The sequence below is a fragment of the Zestomonas carbonaria genome, assembly GCF_904061905.1.
In the GTDB taxonomy this organism is placed as follows: Bacteria; Pseudomonadota; Gammaproteobacteria; order Pseudomonadales; family Pseudomonadaceae; genus Aquipseudomonas; species Aquipseudomonas carbonaria.
This window is the reverse complement of the sequence record NZ_CAJFCI010000047.1, coordinates 1-15,978: the sequence shown is the minus strand read 5'-3', so window position 1 is coordinate 15,978 and position 15,978 is coordinate 1. Positions and strand designations below refer to the sequence as shown.

Below are 15,978 nucleotides of genomic sequence, written 5' to 3'. Positions count from 1 at the left end.
CCACAGGCTCGCACATGAAAAAGCCCGCCGGATGGCGGGCTTTTTCGTTTCAGGCCGGACGGCTTACCACAGCGGCAGGGTGTAGCTGACGATCAGACGGTTCTCGTCGAGGTCGTTGCCGAAGTTGGAGCGGTAGGTCGCGTTGCGCCACCTCAGGCCGAGGTTCTTCAGCGGGCCTTCCTGGAACACATAGGCGATATCCGTGTTGCGTTCCCATTCCTTGCCTTCGGACGCGGCCGCGCCACGGTCGATGTCGTCGCCGGTGACGTAGCGGGTCATGAAGGTCAGGCCGGGAATGCCCAGGCCGGCGAAGTTGTAGTCGTAGCGCGCCTGCCAGGATTGCTCGTCCTTGTTGGCGAAGTCGCCGATCTGGATGTAGTTGACCAGATAGGGGTCGGTCCCGTTGATGTAGGCGAAGCCGGTGTCGCCGCTCATGTCCTGGTAACCGAGGCCGAAGGCGTGGAAGCCCAGGCTGTAGGTGAACATGGCGTTGAAGGCCTTGTTGTCGACGTTGCTGCTGCCGTCATCGGTGGAGCGGGCCCAGCGGATGTCGGACTTCAGCGCCTGCTTGTCGGCGATCGGCAGGGTATGGACGAGGTTCAGGAAGTGCTGCTTGTAGAACTCGTCCAGCTTGCCGAAGTGGTAGCCGGTGCTGAGCTGGTCGTTCCACTTGTAGGTGGCGCCGGCGAAGTCGAAGTGGTCCGCCGTGGAGCCACCGGCGAAGGTGATGTTGCGCGGGCCGCCGGCGGTGATGACCATGTCCTCGTAGTCCGAGGAGTCGCGATGGTTCACCTGGCGCAGGCGACCGGCGTCGAAGGTCAGACCGTCGATCTCCATGGAGTTCAGGTGGCCGCCGCTGAAGGTCTGCGGCAGCAGGCGGCTGTCGTTGTATTGCACCACCGGCACCTTGGGCAGCAGGGTGCCGACCTTCAGGGTGCTCTTCGAGGCGCGCAGCTTGGCGGTCAGCCCCAGTTCACCATATTCGTCCTGGGCTTCGCCGGTTTCCCGGTCGCGCTTGAGCAGGCCGGTGCCGCTGCGGCCGCCGCCGGAATCGAGTTTCAGACCGAGCATGCCGATGGCGTCCACACCTACGCCGACGGTGCCTTCGGTATAGCCGGACTCCAGGCGCAGCAGGAAACCCTGGGCCCATTCCTCGGCCTTGGGTTGCGCGGCACCTTCCTGGCGGAAGTCGCGGTTGAAGTAGAAGTTGCGTAGCTCCAGGCTGCCTTTGCTGTCCTTGATGAACTCCGCTTGGGCCAGGCCAGGAATGGTGAGGGCGCCCAGCGCGGCCAGGGCCACGGCACGGGCGAGAGGGGAGGTGTTCATTATTGTATTTCTCCTCGTGGGTATGACAGGCGGTTTGTGACCGTACTGTTGCAACTCAGTAATAAAGCACATGCTGCGAAAATCGGGCCTTTAGACCTTAGTCGGCAAGACTTTTGCCGGGCGAATCGCTAGGAGGCGCGCGCGGCCGCCCGGCTGTCGCGGCCCGGATCGATATGGCCCGACGGGGAGTGCGGGCCTGTTAAACTGCCGCTTCCCTGTTTGCGAGGTCCGTCCATGCCCCCCGAATGCCAACTCTTCGGCACCCTGGGCTGTCATCTCTGCGAAGTGGCCGAAGCGCTGCTGATGCCGTTCGTCGAACACGGCCTGCTGGTCGAGCTGATCGACATCGCCGACCGCGAGGAGTGGGTCGAGCGCTACGGCCTGCGGATTCCGGTGCTGCGCCGCTGCGATACCGGCGCGGAACTCGACTGGCCGTTCGATGCCGAGCGGGTGGTGGATTTCCTGCGCTGAGCGATGGAATAGAAGGAGGGGCGGCCCTGGCCGCGATGCCCTGGCCCTGGGCGAATTCGCAGGCAATAAAAAACCCGCCGTGAGGCGGGTTTTTTCGGGTTTGGTCGGAGAGACAGGATTCGAACCTGCGACCTTCTCGTCCCGAACGAGACGCGCTACCAAGCTGCGCTACACTCCGAAGTGGCGACAATAATACCGAAAAACTTTTGTTGCACAAGAGGTTATGTAGATTTTTTTGTTCGCTGAGGTGGCGCGCCGCCGAAAAAGGTAGTGCTAAACCAGACCTGCCGAGGCTTCGGCAGGTCTGGTTCGGATTACAGCTCCTTCACCGTGCGTACCTGGTCCTTGTTGACCCGGGCGCGCTTGCCATCCAGTTGTTCGAATTCGTAGAAGCCGGCTTCTTCGTCGTATTCCGGCGCATCGACCGTCTGGATCTCGCGGCCGTCATTGAGTGTGATCACCGATGGCGTCGAACAGCCGGCCAGGGTGCCGAGGCCGAGGCCGAGCAGGGCGGCGAGCAGGATTCGTTTGGTCATCGTTGGACTCCTTGATGGTGGGATTGATCAGGGCCTGTCGATGATTTGCCACGGCCGCGACGAAACACCGACAGACTCTAGGTCCTTCTGACGGAAAAATGCCGCCAAGGTTCAGTAAAAATGGCCGCTCAACGAGAAGGGGAAGCGCCGGCCAGCAGCTCCGGGGTGTTCAGATTGGCCAGGCGAGGGTCGTCCACGGCGCACTCCAGCGCGGTCACCCCGAGCGACAGCAAGGCCCGTTGCGGGCTGCGTTCGCCGCGCTGCCAGGCCTGCTCCAGCGCCGCGCCGAGGCTTTTCGGCAGCAGGCAGATCAGCGGTTGCCAGTATTCGCCCTGGTGCACCATCACCGCCTGGTCCGGCCGCTCGGCGGAGCGCCGGCGCAGTTGTTCCAGCAGCGCGGCGTCGATCAGCGGCGCATCGCAGGGCAGCACCAGCAGATGGTCATGACGGGCCGTGGCGAGGCCGGCGCGGATGCCGGTCAAGGGGCCGGGAAAGTCGGGGCTGTCGTCCTGCACCAGGCGGTCGGCATAGGCCGCGTAGCGCTCGGCGTTGCGGTTGCAGGAGATGATCAGGTCGTCGGTCAGCGGCCGCACCAGCGCGTGCAGGTGGGCGATCAGCGGCTGGCCGCGCCATTCCAGCAGGCCCTTGTCGGCGCCACCGACGCGCTGGCCGCGCCCCCCGGCGAGGAGCAGCACGGAGCAGGCGGGCAGGGTGGTCGGCGCGGGCATGGGCGGGGTTCCGGAGCTGGCTGGATGGGCCTGTGATATAACACTGGGCTGCTTTCTCCACAATCGGACAACTACCATGAGCCACAAGGCCGATGCGGTGTTCGTGCCGCTCAATATCGCCGTACTGACCGTCAGCGACACCCGTACCCTGGATACCGACACGTCCGGCCAACTGTTCGTCGACCGCCTCACCGCCGCCGGCCATAACCTCGCCGCGCGGGTGCTGCTCAAGGACGATCTGTACAAGATCCGCGCCCAGGTCGCGACCTGGATTGCCGACGACGAAATCCAGGTGGTGCTGATCACCGGCGGCACCGGCTTCACCGGCCGCGACAGCACCCCGGAAGCCGTCGCCTGCCTGCTCGACAAGCAGGTCGATGGCTTCGGCGAACTGTTCCGGCAGATCTCGGTGGCCGATATCGGCACCTCCACCATCCAGTCGCGCGCCCTGGCCGGGCTCGCCAACGGCACCCTGGTGTGCTGCCTGCCGGGCTCGACCAACGCCTGCCGCACCGGTTGGGACGGCATCCTCGCCGAGCAACTGGACGCCCGCCACCGCCCCTGCAACTTCGTCGCCCACCTCAAGCCGGTGGCGCCCTGCGAGTCGCGCGGATGAGCGCCGCTCTGATGCCGGTGGAGGCCGCGCTCGCACGCCTGCTGGAGTTGGCCGAGGCGACCTCCATCGAGGAACGGGAAACCCTGCCGCTGGCCGAGGCCCGTGGCAGGGTGCTGGCCGAACCGCTGGTCGCCGGCCTCGACCTGCCGCCCTGGCCGAACAGCGCCATGGACGGCTACGCCCTGCGCCAGGCCGACTGGCGGGGCGAGCCGCTGCGCGTCACCCAGCGCATCTTCGCCGGCCAGGCGCCGGGGCCGCTGGAGCCGGGCACTTGCGCGCGCATCTTCACCGGGGCGCCGCTGCCGGAGGGTGCCGACTGCGTGGAGATGCAGGAGAACGCCGAGGTGCTGGAGGACGGCCGGGTGCGCTTCCTCGAAACGCTCGAAGCCGGCCAGCACGTGCGGCCGCAGGGCCAGGAGACCCGTCGTGGCGAGCAGGTGCTGGATGCCGGCACCCGCCTGGGCCCGGTGGAGCTGGGGCTGTGTGCGACGCTCGGCGTGGCCGAGGTGACGGTTCGCCGCAAGCCAAGGGTCGCGGTGCTTTCCACCGGCGACGAGTTGGTCGAGCCGGGCCTGCCGCTCGGTCCGGGGCAGATCTACAACAGCAACCGCCGCCTACTGTGCAGTTGGCTGGAGCAGCTTGGCTGCGCGGTGGTCGATGCGGGCATCCTGCCCGACGACCTGGCCAGGACCCGCGCGAGGCTTGGCGAGCTGGGCGATGTCGACCTGATCCTGTCCACCGGCGGGGTGTCGGTGGGCGAGGCGGACTTCCTCGGCAAGGTGCTACGCGAGGATGGCGAGCTGGAGCTCTGGAAGCTGGCGATCAAGCCCGGCAAGCCGCTGACCTTCGGCCGCTACAAGGGCGTGCCGGTGATCGGCCTGCCTGGCAACCCGGCCTCGACGCTGGTGACCTTCTCCCTGCTGGCGCGGCCCTACCTGCTGCGCCGACTGGGCGTGCGCAAGGTCGCGCCGCTACGCTTCCCGGTGCCGGCCGGTTTCACCTGGCACAAGCCGGGCACCCGTCGCGAGTTCCTGCGTGTGCGCCTGGAGGAGGGCCGCGCGGTGCTCTACGCCAACCAGAGCTCCGGCGTGCTGCGCGGCGTGGCCTGGGCCGATGGCCTGGTCGAAGTGCCCGAAGGCCGCACCCTGGCCGAGGGCGAGATGGTTGGCTTCATTCCGCTCAGTGAGTTGCTGGTATAGGTGCGGTGGGCTGAAGCCCACCCTACGGAAGTGATCCGTGGTTGCGTCATCCCCACCCAGTACCCCCCGTAGGAGCGGCCCATGGCCGCGATTCGCGCGCATGGCGCGCTCCTACGTGGGGTGGGTGTCGCTTTTTACATCCACCGCATGCACCTGCGGTCAGCGCCTGTGGCGCTCGCGGAATTCTCCCGGCGTCATCCCGGTCCAGCCCTTGAAGCTGCGGTGGAACGAGCGCGATTCGGTGAAGCCGAGGTACTGGGCGATGTCCTGAACCGCCAGGTCGCTGCGCGTGAGGTAATGCTCGGCGAGCTCCTGGCGCAGTTCGTCGAGGATCTGCTGGTAGCTGGTGCCGGCCAGTTGCAGGTGGCGTTGCAGGGTGCGCACGGTCATGTTGAAGCGCTCGGCGACCCTTTCCTTGCGCGGCAGGCCCTCCTTGAGCAGCAGGCGCAGGGCGTTCTTCACCCGTTGCGGCAGCGGCTCGTCGTCGTCCAGCCCGGCCATCAGCGCCAGGGCGTGTTCCTCCAGGGTGCGCAGCAGGTTGGCGTCGGCCTGGCGCAGCGGCACGCCGAGATACTCCATGGGCACCAGCAGGGCGTTGGCGCTCTGCTCGAACTTCACCGCGCAACCGAACACCGCCTGGTACTCGGCGAGATCGGTGCCGGCCGGCTGCTGATGCTCGAACCACACCTCGCTCGGCGAGCGGTCCATGTCGGCGATCCAGCGTGCATACAGCAGCCAGGAGGCCAGCACGTTCTCCACCATATGCCGGCGGATGTCGGCGGTTTCGTGGCGGCAGCTCCAGCTCAGCCGCACGTGGCCATCGACCGGTTCGATGCGGCTGGTGCCCATGTCGCCGACCAGTTTCTCGTAGGGCACGATGCGGCTCATCGCCTCGCCGAGGGTGGCGCAGTTCATGGTGATGTAGCCGAGCACGCTCCACGAGCCGGGCTGCACGAACTCGGCGGCATGCAGGCCGAACAGCGGGTCGCCGGAGACGGCGATGAAATGCCCGAGCAGTTTTTCGTGGGCCTCGCTGGGCAGGCGTCTACCGTTGTCTTGCAGGTCGGCGGGGTCCAGGCCGGCGGCGGCCAGCGCGGCATCCAGGTCGAGACCCTGGCGTTCGGCCAGGCGCAGGTACTTCAGCAGGGCGGGGACGGCGGTGTAACCCAGTGCTTGCATGGTGTCGTTCTTGTCTTGATTGGCGACTCGTGCTGTCTCGATTCGACAGTGACCGCGCAAGGCGGCTGGCTAGTATAGGCAGCTAGAAATGCACAGGAGAATGCCATGCGGCGCTGGAACGGTTGGGGTGACGAAGCCACGGTGATGGAGCTGCCCGCGCACGGCGCGGCGTTCCTGGAGGCGCGGGTCGGCGCCGGCCGGTCATTGCCGGATGCCAGCCTGGACAGCGTGCTGACGCAGGTGCCGGCCTCGCGCCTGGCGGACCACCCGCTGATCTCCAGCGATGCCGAGGCGCGCGTCCGCCACGCTCGCGGGCAGAGCCTGCCGGACTGGCTGGCGATGCGCGAAGGCAACTTCGGCGTGTTCCCCGACGGTGTCGCCTTCCCGGAAACCGCCGCGCAGATCCGCGAGCTGCTGGCCTGGGCGGCCGAGCGCGACGTGATCGTCATCCCCTACGGCGGCGGTACCTCGGTGGCCGGGCACATCAACCCGCAGTCCGGCGACAGGCCGGTGCTGACCCTGTCGCTGGAGCGCATGAACCGCCTGCTCGACCTGGACGAGGAAAGCCGCATCGCCACCTTCGGCCCCGGCGCCAATGGCCCACAGGTGGAGAGCCAGTTGCGCGCCCATGGCTACACCCTCGGCCACTTCCCGCAGTCCTGGGAGCTGTCGACCCTCGGTGGCTGGGTGGCCAGCCGTTCCAGCGGCCAGCAGTCGCTGCGCTACGGGCGCATTGAGCAGTTGTTCGCCGGCGGCACCCTGGAAACCTTCGGCGGTCCGCTGGAGATCCCGACCTTCCCGGCCTCCGCCGCCGGCCCCGACCTGCGCGAAATCGTGCTCGGCTCGGAAGGGCGTTTCGGGGTGATCTCCGAGGTTCGGGTACGGGTCAGCAAGCTGGCCGAGGACGAGCGTTTCTACGCGGTGTTCCTGCCGAGCTGGCCGCGCGCGCTGGAGGCCATCCGCGAGCTGGCCCAGGCCCGGGTGCCGCTGTCCATGCTGCGGCTGTCCAACGCGATCGAGACCGAGACGCAACTGGCGCTGGCCGGCCATCCGGGGCAGATCGCCCTGCTGGAGAAATACCTCAGGCTGCGCGGCGCGGGCGCCGGCAAGTGCATGCTGACCTTCGGTGTCACCGGCAACCGGTTGCAGAACGCCGCGTCGCTGAAACAGGCCAAGCGCCTGCTGGGGCGCCACGGCGGCGTGTTCACCGGCACCTTGCTGGGCAGGAAATGGGCGGAAGGGCGTTTCCGCTTCCCCTACCTGCGCGAGGCGCTGTGGCAGGCCGGCTACGTGGTCGACACCCTGGAGACCGCCACCGACTGGTGCAACGTCGACCTGCTGCTCGACCGCATCGAGGCCAGCCTGCGCGACGGTCTCGCCGACGAGGGCGAGCGGGTGCACGTGTTCACCCATCTGTCCCATGTCTATGGCGAGGGCTCGAGCATCTACACCACCTATGTGTTCCGCCCGGCGGGCAGCTATGCCGAGACCCTGGAGCGCTGGCGCACGCTCAAGCAGGCGGCCAGTTGGGTGATCGCCGGCAATCGCGGCACCATCAGCCACCAGCACGGCGTCGGTCGCGACCACGCGCCGTACCTGGCGGCGGAGAAGGGCGAGCGGGGCATGGCGGTGCTGGAGGCGCTGGCCGCGCACTTCGACCCCGAGCGGCGGCTGAACCCCGGCGTGCTGCTGCGGGACTGACATGGAAACCTGGAACGCCGCCTGGCGTGAGCGCGCACTGCCCGAACTGGCCGCGCGCGACTGGGACCTGATCGTCATCGGCGGTGGCATCAGCGGCGCCGGCATCCTGCGCGAAGCGGCGCGGCGTGGCTGGAAATGCCTGCTGCTGGAGCAGCGCGACTTCGCCTGGGGCACTTCCAGCCGCTCGTCGAAGATGGTCCACGGCGGCCTGCGCTACATCGCCAAGGGCCAGTGGCGGCTGACCCGCGATTCGGTGCGCGAGCGCCAGCGCCTGCTCGGCGAGGCGCCGGGGCTGGTCGATCCGCTCGGTTTCGTGATGGCCCATTATCGTGGCGGCTTTCCCGGACCCAAGGTGTTCGGCGGCCTGCTGGCGCTGTACGACGCCATGGCCGGCAAGCGCAATCACCTCTATTACCCCTTGCAGGAGCTGCGCTTCCTGGCGCCCGGCCTGAAGGAGGAACACCTGCTCGGCGGCACGCGCTTCCTCGACGCGGTGACCGACGACGCGCGCCTGGTGCTGCGCGTGCTCGACGAAGCGCGCGGCGACGGCGGCGAGGCGCTGAATGGCGTCAAGGTGGTCGAATTGCCGCGGGAAAACGGCCGGGTGGTTGGCCTGCTCGCCGACGATGCGGAAAGCGGCCGGCGCTTCACCTTCCGCAGCCGCGTGGTGGCCCAGGCCACCGGCGCCTGGTCGAACCGCCTGCGCCAGGCCGGCGCCCACGAGCGGATCCGTCCGCTGCGTGGCAGCCATCTCCTGCTGCCGGGCTGGCGCCTGCCGGTGGCCCATGCCTTCAGCTTCATGCACGCGCAGGATGCCCGGCCGGTGTTCGTCTTCCCCTGGGAGGGCGCGACGGTGATCGGCACCACCGACCTCGACCATGACGACGACCTGGACCGGGACGCGCGGATCAGCTCCGTCGAGGTCGACTACCTGCTGGCCGCCTGCGCCCAGCAGTTTCCCGGCGCGCGCATCGGTCGCGACGATGTGCTGTCCACCTGGGCCGGCGTGCGCCCGGTGGTCAGCGATGGCACGGCGGGGCGCAAGCCTTCGGACGAGAAGCGCGAGCATACGCTGTGGGCCGAGCCGGGCTGCGTGACCCTGGCCGGCGGCAAGCTGACCACCTTCCGCCTGCTCGCCCTGGAAGTGCTGCGGGCCTGCGCGGAGCAACTGGGGCGCACGGTCGCTGACCATGGCGCCGAGGTCTTCCGCCCGCAACCGCCGCTCGCCTTGCCGGGCCTGTCGCCTGGCCAGTGCCGGCGCCAGGCCGGTCGCCATGGGCGTGGCCTGGCGCGGCTGGCCGAGTTGATCGAGGAGCTGGGCGGCGAACGCGTCGTCGCCAGCGACACCCTGTGGGCCGAACTGGCCCTGGCCGCCGAACGGGAACTGGTGCTGCACCTCGACGACCTGCTGCTGCGCCGTACCCGGCTGGGCTTGCTGTTGCCGAACGGCGCCGAGGCCGAGCTGCCACGCATCCGGGCGTTGTGCCAGGCGCGGCTGGGCTGGAGCGACGCGCGCTGGGACGAGGAACAGCAGCGTTACCTGGCGCTGTGGCGAAGCTGCTACAGCCTGCCGGACCGGCGATTGTAGGAGCGGGCCATGCCCGCGATCTCGCGGCCGAGGCCCGATCCTGCCGGTGTATATAGAGACGAATAACAAGAAGGACCGCATCTTGAGCGAACCAAGCTACCTGCTGGCCATCGACAACGGCACCCAGAGCGTCCGCGCGCTGCTTTTCGATCTCGCCGGCAACCTGCTCGGCAAGGGCAAGGTCGAGCTGCAGGCCTACTTCTCGCAGCAGCCCGGCTGGGCCGAGCAGGACCCGGAATACTACTGGCAGAGCCTCGGCGAAGCCTGCCGGCAGCTCTGGCGGCAGGTCGACATCGACAAGAACCGGATCAAGGGCGTGGCGCTGACCACCCAGCGCGGCACCATCATCAACGTCGATGCCGAAGGCCGGCCGCTGCGCCCGGCGATGCTCTGGCTCGACCAGCGCCGCGCCGAGGTCGAAGGGCGCATCAAGGGGCCCTGGGGCTGGCTGTTCAAGCTGATCGGCGAGGAGGCGACAGTCGATTACTTCCGCTCCCAGGCCGAGGTCAACTGGATCGCCCAGCAGCAGCCGGAAATCTGGGCGCGGACCGACAAGGTGCTGTTGCTATCGGGTTTTCTCACCCATCGGCTGACCGGCCGTTTCGTCGATTCGCAGGCCAGTTGCGTGGCCTACCTGCCGTTCGACTACAAGAAACTGCAATGGGCCGCGCCGCGCGACTGGAAGTGGCAGGCCATGCCGGTGCGCTGCGAGCAACTGCCGGAACTGGTCAAACCGGGCGAGCGCCTGGGCGTCATCAGCGCCGAGGCCAGCCGCCACACCGGCATCCCCGAGGGGCTGCCGCTGATCGCCGCCGGCGCCGACAAGGCCTGCGAAGTGCTCGGCGCCGGCGGCGTCGGGCCGAGCACCGCCTGCCTGTCCTACGGCACCACGGCGACCATCAACACCACGCGCAAGACTTACCTGGAGACCGTTCCGCTGATCCCGCCATACCCGGCGGCGATCCCCGACCACTACAACACCGAGGTGATGATCTTCCGCGGTTTCTGGATGGTGAGCTGGTTCAAGCAGGAGTTCGGCCTGCGCGAGATGCAGCGGGCCGGGGAGCTGGGCGTCGAGCCCGAGGCGCTGTTCGACGAACTGGTCAACGGCGTGCCGCCCGGCTCGATGGGCCTGATGCTGCAACCCTACTGGTCGCCGGGCATCCGCGAGCCGGGGCTGGAGGCCAAGGGTTCGATCATCGGTTTCGGCGACGTGCACACCCGCGCGCACATCTACCGGGCGATCCTCGAAGGGCTGGCCTATGCCCTGCGGCAGGGCAAGGAGCGCATAGAAAAGCGTTCGAAGACGAAGATCACCCGGTTGCTCGTATCCGGCGGCGGTTCGCAGAGCGATGCGGCGATGCAGCTCACCGCCGACATCTTCGGCCTGCCCGCCGAGCGGCCGCACACCTACGAGACGTCCGGCCTCGGCGCGGCCGTCGCCTGCGCGGTGGGGCTCGGCCTGCATGCCGACTTCCCGACCGCCATCGCCGCCATGACCCGCGTCGGCGCGGTGTTCCAGCCCGACCCGCAGGCGCGGCGGACCTACGAGCGACTGTACCGCGAGGTCTACCAGGGCATGTACAGGCAGCTCAAGCCGCTGTACCGGAGCATCCGCGAGATCACCGGGTATCCGGCGTGATTTTCGGCGGGCGGCAGGGTCTATGGTTAGGTCGAGCCAACGAGGGGACGGAATCATGGGCGAGCGTAGGGCACTACTGATTCTTCACGGCAAGCAGGCCTGCAACGAAGAGGTGCGTGCCGCCGTCCAGGCCAGGCGCGAGGCCGGCTGGGACCTGGCCGTGCGGCTGACCTGGGAGGACGGCGACGCCCGGCGGCTGGTGGACGAAGCACTGGCGGCGGGCTTCCCGACCCTGATCGCCGGCGGCGGCGACGGCACCTTGCGCGATGTCGCCGAAGCGCTCGTCCGGGCCGGCGGGCAGGCCAGCCTGGCGCTGCTGCCGCTGGGCACCGCCAACGACTTCGCCCGCGCCGCCGGCGTGCCCTTGCTGCCCGCCGAGGCGTTGGAACTGCTGGACCTGCCGGCGCGGCCGGTCGACCTGGGCGAAGCCGACGGGCATCTGTTCCTCAACATGGCCACTGGCGGCTTCGGCTCCAAGGTCACCGCCAACACCTCGGAAGACCTCAAGAAGGTGCTCGGCGGTGCAGCCTACTTCCTGACCGGGCTGACGCGCTTCTCCGAGGTGCATTCGTCCTTCGGCCGTTTCACGGGGCCGGATTTCGCCTGGGAAGGCGAGTTCCTGGCCCTCGGCATCGGCAACGGGCGCCAGGCCGGTGGCGGCCATGAGCTGTGCCCACAGGCGCTGGCCGACGATGGCCTGCTCGACCTGTGCATCGTGCCGGCGGCGCAGGACGTGGTCGGCACCCTGGGCACGCTGCTGTCCGGGGGCATCCTCGGCCTGCAGTCGGTGTCGGTCGGGGCGCGGCTGCCGTGGATCGAGATCGAGGCGCCGGAAGGGCTGGACCTCAACCTGGACGGCGAACCACTGGAAAGCACCCGCCTGCGCTTCACCGCCCGCCCAGCCGCGCTGCGCGTGCACCTGCCGGCGGATTCGCCGTTGCTGAGCCGGTAGAAGAGGGTAACTCCTGCACGGACAACCCCCTCTCCCACCGGGAGAGGGCAGGGGTGAGGGGCGGACTTCGACATGGCGCCATGGCGATGGGTATCGCTCCACTCGACCCATCCTACGAGTCGATCGCCGGTTGTTGCCCGTAGGGTGGTGTCTTTATGCCATTATCGTTGCCCTTCAGTTCCGCCCGTTCCTGCCGATACCCCTGGCAGCGGCATTCTCAGCGAAGGAGTAGACGATGGCCGGCATTCTCGACACGGTGGACCAGCGCACCCAACTGGTAGGCGAAAACCGCCTGGAAATCCTCATGTTCCGCCTGGCCGGTCGCCAGATGTTCGCCATCAACGTGTTCAAGGTCCAGGAAGTCCTGCACATGCCCAGGCTGACCCTGGTGCCGCATCGCCACCCGTTCGTCTGCGGCGTGATCCACCTGCGCGGGCAGACCCTGCCGGTGATCGACCTGTCGCGCGCCATCGGCATGCGTCCGCAGGAGGCCAACGAGCGCAGCACCATCATCGTCACCGAGTACAACCGCTCGGTGCAGGCCTTCCTGGTCAGCGGCGTCGACCGCATCCTCAACCTCAACTGGGAATCCATCCTGCCACCGCCCGGTGGCGCGGGGCGCCAGCACTACCTGACGGCGATCACCAAGGTCGACGAGCAACTGGTGGAAATCATCGACGTGGAGAAGGTGCTCGCCGAGATCGTGCCGTACAACGCCACGGTCTCCCGCGAGCGCCTGGACGATCCGCTGCTGGCTGCCGCGCGTGGCCGCGAGGTGCTGCTGGTCGACGACTCCAGCGTAGCCCTGGCGCAACTGCGCGAAACCCTCAGCCAGCTTGGCCTGAAGATGCACGTGGCCAGCGATGGCCTGAAGGCGCTGAACATGCTCAAGGCCTGGGCCGACAGCGGCGAGCGGATGACCGACAAGCTGCTGATGATGTTCACCGATGCGGAAATGCCGGAGATGGACGGCTACCGGCTGACCACCGAGGTCCGCAACGACCCGCGCCTGCGCGATCTCTACGTGGTGCTGCACACCTCGTTGTCCGGCAGCTTCAACCAGGCCATGGTGCAGAAGGTCGGCTGCGACAACTTCCTCTCCAAGTTCCAGCCGGAAGGGCTGGTGGACGTGGTCCTCGACCGCCTGCGCCGCGACGCGTAGGGCGCACCGTGCGCCCTCTTCGGCGAGGGGCGCATGGCCCGGCCTTGAGCTTCCTACCCCGGCTTCCGTATAACGGTCTCTTTTGACCGTCCCGGCAGGAAGCAGGCCATGATGCGCATCACCCAGCTCTATCGTTACCCCCTCAAGTCCGGCATCGCCGAGCCGCTGGAAGATGCGCGCCTGGACGGGCTTGGCCTGGCCGGCGACCGTCGCTGGATGGTAGTGGACGCGCAGAGCGGCCGTTTCCAGTCGCAGCGCGCGCTGCCGCGCATGTCGCAGATCCTCGCGCGCTGGAATGCCGCTGGCGGGCTGACCTTGCAGGCGCCGGGCATGGCGTGTCTCGACGTGCCGCTGCCGGATGACGGCGCCGCACTGCGCGGGGTGACGGTGTGGAGCGACGCCATGCGGGTGCCGGACGCCGGCGACGAAGCGGCGGCCTGGCTCAGCGAACTGCTCGGCAAGCCCTATCGCCTGGTGCAGGTGCCGGCGGAGCGGGCGCGCCAGGTCGATACCGGCTATGCGGAACCCGGCGAGAAGGTCGGGTTCGCCGACGGCTTCCCGCTGCTGCTGATCGGCCAGGCTTCGCTGGACGACCTGTCGGCGCGGGTCGGCAGGCCGCTGGAGATGCTGCGCTTCCGGCCCAACCTGGTGGTGGAGGGCGGTGAGCCCTATGCCGAGGACGGCTGGAAACGCATCCGCATCGGCGATACCGAATTCCGGATGGCCAAGGGATGCAGCCGCTGCATCCTGACCACCATCGACCCGAGCACCGGCGAGCGCAGCCCCGACCGCGAGCCACTGACCACCCTGAAGACCTACCGCGAGCGCGATGGCGAGGTGTACTTCGGCCAGAACCTGGTTCACCAGGGGGAAGGGGAACTGCGCGTGGGGATGGCAGTGGAAGTGTTGGAATAAGGCCGATAAGAGCGCTGGAGGCTGGACGACGCGCGCCTGTAGGAGCCAGCTTGCTGGCGATGCTTGGGGGGATCGCCAGCAAGCTGGCTCCTACGGAAAAGCGGACGTAGCCCGGATTGCATCCGGGCAACTCACTGGATTCCCGCGTTCGCGCACTACTGTCCGGCACACTTCATGCTAACGCCAACTGGCCTTGCCTGAGGTGAAGCTCTCGAAGTCGTTCTTGCCGTCGTCGATAGCGTTCCGTCTCTAGCGCAGGGCGCTGGAAGAGCGTCGAGCGGACCTCGACCAGGAGTATCCAGAGGCTCTGCGACGTGCCGCTGGCGCTCCGGTACAGGCTCAGCAGCAGGTAGCTGATCAAGGCGCAGAGAATCTGGAGGCGCACGGCATTTTCACTGCGGCCCAGGAAACGCTTGATCTTCAGGTGCTGTTTGATCCACTTGAAGAACAGCTCAATCTGCCAACGCGCGCGGTAATGCTCGGCAATGGTCGCCGCCGGGCTTTCCAGGTCGTTGGTCGCCAGGATCAGGGGCCGCTCATGCCCCGGGCGCTCGACGACGATCCGCCGCAGCGGCTTCTGGTAACGGTTGAGCCGCTTGCCCCCAGGATGGCGATGGGCGAAGCGGACCTCCTCGTCCTCGCGGATCTGCTCCCGGTCCGCCTCCGGTACTTCGCGCCGGGCCAGCACCTTGAGGGCTGCGTTGTACTTGAAGCGGGTGACGAAGCGCGCCTGCTGCTCATCCAGGCGTGCCCACCAGTTGTAATCGCAATAGCCCTTGTCGAAAACATAGGTGACGTGGGGCTCGATGCTCAGTTGCCGGCCTTCGTCGATGTCGTTGACGTTGGCGGCACTGAAGCGACAGTGCAGCGGTGCCGCGGCCTGGGCAGCATACAGCACATGCACCTTCAGTCCCTGGGTCCGCCGTGTCCGCTCGGCCAGGGTCCACGCGTCGAACCCCGGACCCTTGAGCGTGATGGATGTTGAGTCCAGCAGATACAGCAACTCTTGGCTGTCGCGGCGCACCTGCCGACTGACACCGGCCATCAGGTGTTGCGCCGTCTGGGCGAAGAGCTCAGCACCACGACGCCCGTTGGCCTCAGCCAGAGTCGAGCGCCGGATCGAACCGGTGCCCAGGTGATAGTGATGGTTGGAGTGACTGTTGAAGCTCGCCTCCAGCTCACGCAGGCTGCTCACTCCCGTCAGGTGGCCGTACATCATGGCCACCAAGTGGTCCCAACTGCTGAAACGCTTGCAGTGCCGGTCGGCGCCCTGTGCGCTGACCAGTCGATCGAACACCCCGCGGGGCAGGGCTTTGAGCAGCTCATGGAAACGGCTTATGCTGAACATCTTGTGGGGCCTGAGGTTGAGTTGGCGCTCAACGGTTTAAACCGTGCCTCCAGGCCCCACAAGCCTTTCGTACCTCTCCCTCAAAAATATCCCGGACAGCAGTGCGCGTTCGCGGGAATGACGGGTGGGAAACTCCGGACTTCAACCGTCATCCCCACGAACGCGGGGACCCGGTAAACCCCGTAGGAGCGGCCCATGGCCGCGATTCGCGCGCATGGCGCGCTCCTACCGTTCATTCGGGCTACTTCACTGGACTTCCGCGTTCGCGGGAATGACGGGTGAATATCGGGGGCTCCTCCACGTCATCCCCACGAACGCGCACTGCTGTCCGGCACGCCTCATGCTATTAACAGTTGCCCCTGACGCAGGTTGATCTCGCGTATTCGCTCCTGCCGTCGTCGGTAACGTTCGGCTTCCAGGCCAGGACGCTGAAACAGCGTCGCCTGTACCTCCACCATCAGCATCCACAGGCTTTGCCGCGTTCCCGTCCTGCGTTGGTAAAGGTTCAGCAGCAAGTAGCTGATCAGCGCACAGAGAATCTGGAGGCGCACGGCATTCTCGCTACGGCCCAGGAAACGCCTGACCTTCAGGTGTTGCTTGATCCATTTGAAAAAC

General features: G+C 67.4%; 14 protein-coding genes, 1 tRNA gene and 1 pseudogene. 9 read left to right on the top strand and 7 right to left on the bottom strand.

Annotated features, from left to right (window positions below):
* Positions 1-63: 63 nt before the first annotated feature.
* The gene (locus PSEWESI4_RS12235; protein WP_187671478.1) at positions 64-1,326 is read right to left on the bottom strand and encodes an OprD family porin; all 1,263 of its coding nucleotides are present in this window, start codon (positions 1,324-1,326) and stop codon (positions 64-66) included.
* A gap of 234 nt (positions 1,327-1,560) precedes the next feature.
* Between PSEWESI4_RS12235 and PSEWESI4_RS12230 the strand changes: the two genes are divergently transcribed.
* The gene (locus PSEWESI4_RS12230; RefSeq protein WP_187671477.1) at positions 1,561-1,797 is read left to right on the top strand and encodes a glutaredoxin family protein; all 237 of its coding nucleotides are present in this window, start codon (positions 1,561-1,563) and stop codon (positions 1,795-1,797) included.
* A gap of 101 nt (positions 1,798-1,898) precedes the next feature.
* Here PSEWESI4_RS12230 and PSEWESI4_RS12225 read toward each other — a convergent pair.
* From PSEWESI4_RS12225 to mobA, 3 genes are all read right to left on the bottom strand, one after another.
* A tRNA-Pro gene (locus PSEWESI4_RS12225) sits at positions 1,899-1,975 on the bottom strand.
* A 136-nt stretch (positions 1,976-2,111) separates the two neighbouring features.
* Complete coding sequence (locus PSEWESI4_RS12220; protein ID WP_187671476.1) at positions 2,112-2,333, bottom strand: YgdI/YgdR family lipoprotein; 222 nt, start codon at positions 2,331-2,333, stop codon at positions 2,112-2,114.
* Positions 2,334-2,461: 128 nt separating this feature from the next.
* Positions 2,462-3,061: a molybdenum cofactor guanylyltransferase MobA gene (gene mobA / locus PSEWESI4_RS12215; protein WP_187671475.1), complete on the bottom strand. Its 600-nt coding sequence runs from the start codon at positions 3,059-3,061 to the stop codon at positions 2,462-2,464.
* A 76-nt stretch (positions 3,062-3,137) separates the two neighbouring features.
* Between mobA and moaB the strand changes: the two genes are divergently transcribed.
* Positions 3,138-3,677, top strand: coding sequence for a molybdenum cofactor biosynthesis protein B (moaB, locus tag PSEWESI4_RS12210; protein WP_187671474.1), 540 nt, complete (start codon positions 3,138-3,140; stop codon positions 3,675-3,677).
* Positions 3,674-4,876: a molybdopterin molybdotransferase MoeA gene (locus PSEWESI4_RS12205; protein WP_187671473.1), complete on the top strand. Its 1,203-nt coding sequence runs from the start codon at positions 3,674-3,676 to the stop codon at positions 4,874-4,876. The genes moaB and PSEWESI4_RS12205 overlap by 4 nt, the downstream gene beginning before the upstream one ends.
* Positions 4,877-5,035: 159 nt before the next feature.
* On the opposite strand, the gene gliR is transcribed toward PSEWESI4_RS12205, so the two are convergent.
* Entirely contained in the window at positions 5,036-6,055 is a 1,020-nt protein-coding gene (gene gliR, locus PSEWESI4_RS12200; protein WP_187671472.1) for an AraC family transcriptional regulator GliR, read from the bottom strand.
* A 105-nt stretch (positions 6,056-6,160) separates the two neighbouring features.
* Between gliR and PSEWESI4_RS12195 the strand changes: the two genes are divergently transcribed.
* The 6 genes from PSEWESI4_RS12195 to PSEWESI4_RS12170 all read left to right on the top strand — a co-directional run bounded on the left by PSEWESI4_RS12195 (position 6,161) and on the right by PSEWESI4_RS12170 (position 14,015).
* Entirely contained in the window at positions 6,161-7,756 is a 1,596-nt protein-coding gene (locus PSEWESI4_RS12195; protein WP_187671471.1) for an FAD-binding oxidoreductase, read from the top strand.
* Between the two features lies 1 nt (position 7,757).
* The gene (locus PSEWESI4_RS12190) at positions 7,758-9,344 is read left to right on the top strand and encodes a glycerol-3-phosphate dehydrogenase/oxidase (protein ID WP_187671470.1); all 1,587 of its coding nucleotides are present in this window, start codon (positions 7,758-7,760) and stop codon (positions 9,342-9,344) included.
* An 82-nt stretch (positions 9,345-9,426) separates the two neighbouring features.
* Positions 9,427-10,986: an FGGY-family carbohydrate kinase gene (locus PSEWESI4_RS12185; protein ID WP_187671469.1), complete on the top strand. Its 1,560-nt coding sequence runs from the start codon at positions 9,427-9,429 to the stop codon at positions 10,984-10,986.
* A gap of 55 nt (positions 10,987-11,041) precedes the next feature.
* The gene (yegS, locus tag PSEWESI4_RS12180) at positions 11,042-11,938 is read left to right on the top strand and encodes a lipid kinase YegS (RefSeq protein WP_187671468.1); all 897 of its coding nucleotides are present in this window, start codon (positions 11,042-11,044) and stop codon (positions 11,936-11,938) included.
* Between the two features lie 235 nt (positions 11,939-12,173).
* A complete protein-coding gene (locus tag PSEWESI4_RS12175) occupies positions 12,174-13,100 on the top strand; it encodes a chemotaxis protein CheV (RefSeq protein ID WP_187671467.1) in 927 nt (308 codons plus the stop codon).
* Between the two features lie 108 nt (positions 13,101-13,208).
* The gene (locus tag PSEWESI4_RS12170) at positions 13,209-14,015 is read left to right on the top strand and encodes an MOSC domain-containing protein (RefSeq protein WP_187671466.1); all 807 of its coding nucleotides are present in this window, start codon (positions 13,209-13,211) and stop codon (positions 14,013-14,015) included.
* A gap of 172 nt (positions 14,016-14,187) precedes the next feature.
* Here PSEWESI4_RS12170 and PSEWESI4_RS12165 read toward each other — a convergent pair whose 3' ends face one another.
* Together PSEWESI4_RS12165 and PSEWESI4_RS12160 are read right to left on the bottom strand one after the other, a co-directional pair.
* Positions 14,188-15,363 carry an IS4 family transposase gene (locus tag PSEWESI4_RS12165; protein WP_187671465.1) on the bottom strand — a complete coding sequence of 392 codons (1,176 nt, stop codon included), beginning with the start codon at positions 15,361-15,363 and terminating at the stop codon, positions 14,188-14,190.
* 338 nt (positions 15,364-15,701) lie between these two features.
* A pseudogene (locus PSEWESI4_RS12160) lies at positions 15,702-15,978 on the bottom strand (IS4 family transposase); the annotation flags it as partial.

Coding starts and splice junctions, on each gene's coding strand:
- PSEWESI4_RS12235 (WP_187671478.1), bottom strand. CDS start 1,326: ATGAACACCTCCCCTCTCGCCCGTGCCGTGGCCCTGGCCGCGCTGGGC.
- PSEWESI4_RS12230 (WP_187671477.1), top strand. CDS start 1,561: ATGCCCCCCGAATGCCAACTCTTCGGCACCCTGGGCTGTCATCTCTGC.
- PSEWESI4_RS12220 (WP_187671476.1), bottom strand. CDS start 2,333: ATGACCAAACGAATCCTGCTCGCCGCCCTGCTCGGCCTCGGCCTCGGC.
- mobA (WP_187671475.1), bottom strand. CDS start 3,061: ATGCCCGCGCCGACCACCCTGCCCGCCTGCTCCGTGCTGCTCCTCGCC.
- moaB (WP_187671474.1), top strand. CDS start 3,138: ATGAGCCACAAGGCCGATGCGGTGTTCGTGCCGCTCAATATCGCCGTA.
- PSEWESI4_RS12205 (WP_187671473.1), top strand. CDS start 3,674: ATGAGCGCCGCTCTGATGCCGGTGGAGGCCGCGCTCGCACGCCTGCTG.
- gliR (WP_187671472.1), bottom strand. CDS start 6,055: ATGCAAGCACTGGGTTACACCGCCGTCCCCGCCCTGCTGAAGTACCTG.
- PSEWESI4_RS12195 (WP_187671471.1), top strand. CDS start 6,161: ATGCGGCGCTGGAACGGTTGGGGTGACGAAGCCACGGTGATGGAGCTG.
- PSEWESI4_RS12190 (WP_187671470.1), top strand. CDS start 7,758: ATGGAAACCTGGAACGCCGCCTGGCGTGAGCGCGCACTGCCCGAACTG.
- yegS (WP_187671468.1), top strand. CDS start 11,042: ATGGGCGAGCGTAGGGCACTACTGATTCTTCACGGCAAGCAGGCCTGC.
- PSEWESI4_RS12175 (WP_187671467.1), top strand. CDS start 12,174: ATGGCCGGCATTCTCGACACGGTGGACCAGCGCACCCAACTGGTAGGC.
- PSEWESI4_RS12170 (WP_187671466.1), top strand. CDS start 13,209: ATGATGCGCATCACCCAGCTCTATCGTTACCCCCTCAAGTCCGGCATC.
- PSEWESI4_RS12165 (WP_187671465.1), bottom strand. CDS start 15,363: ATGTTCAGCATAAGCCGTTTCCATGAGCTGCTCAAAGCCCTGCCCCGC.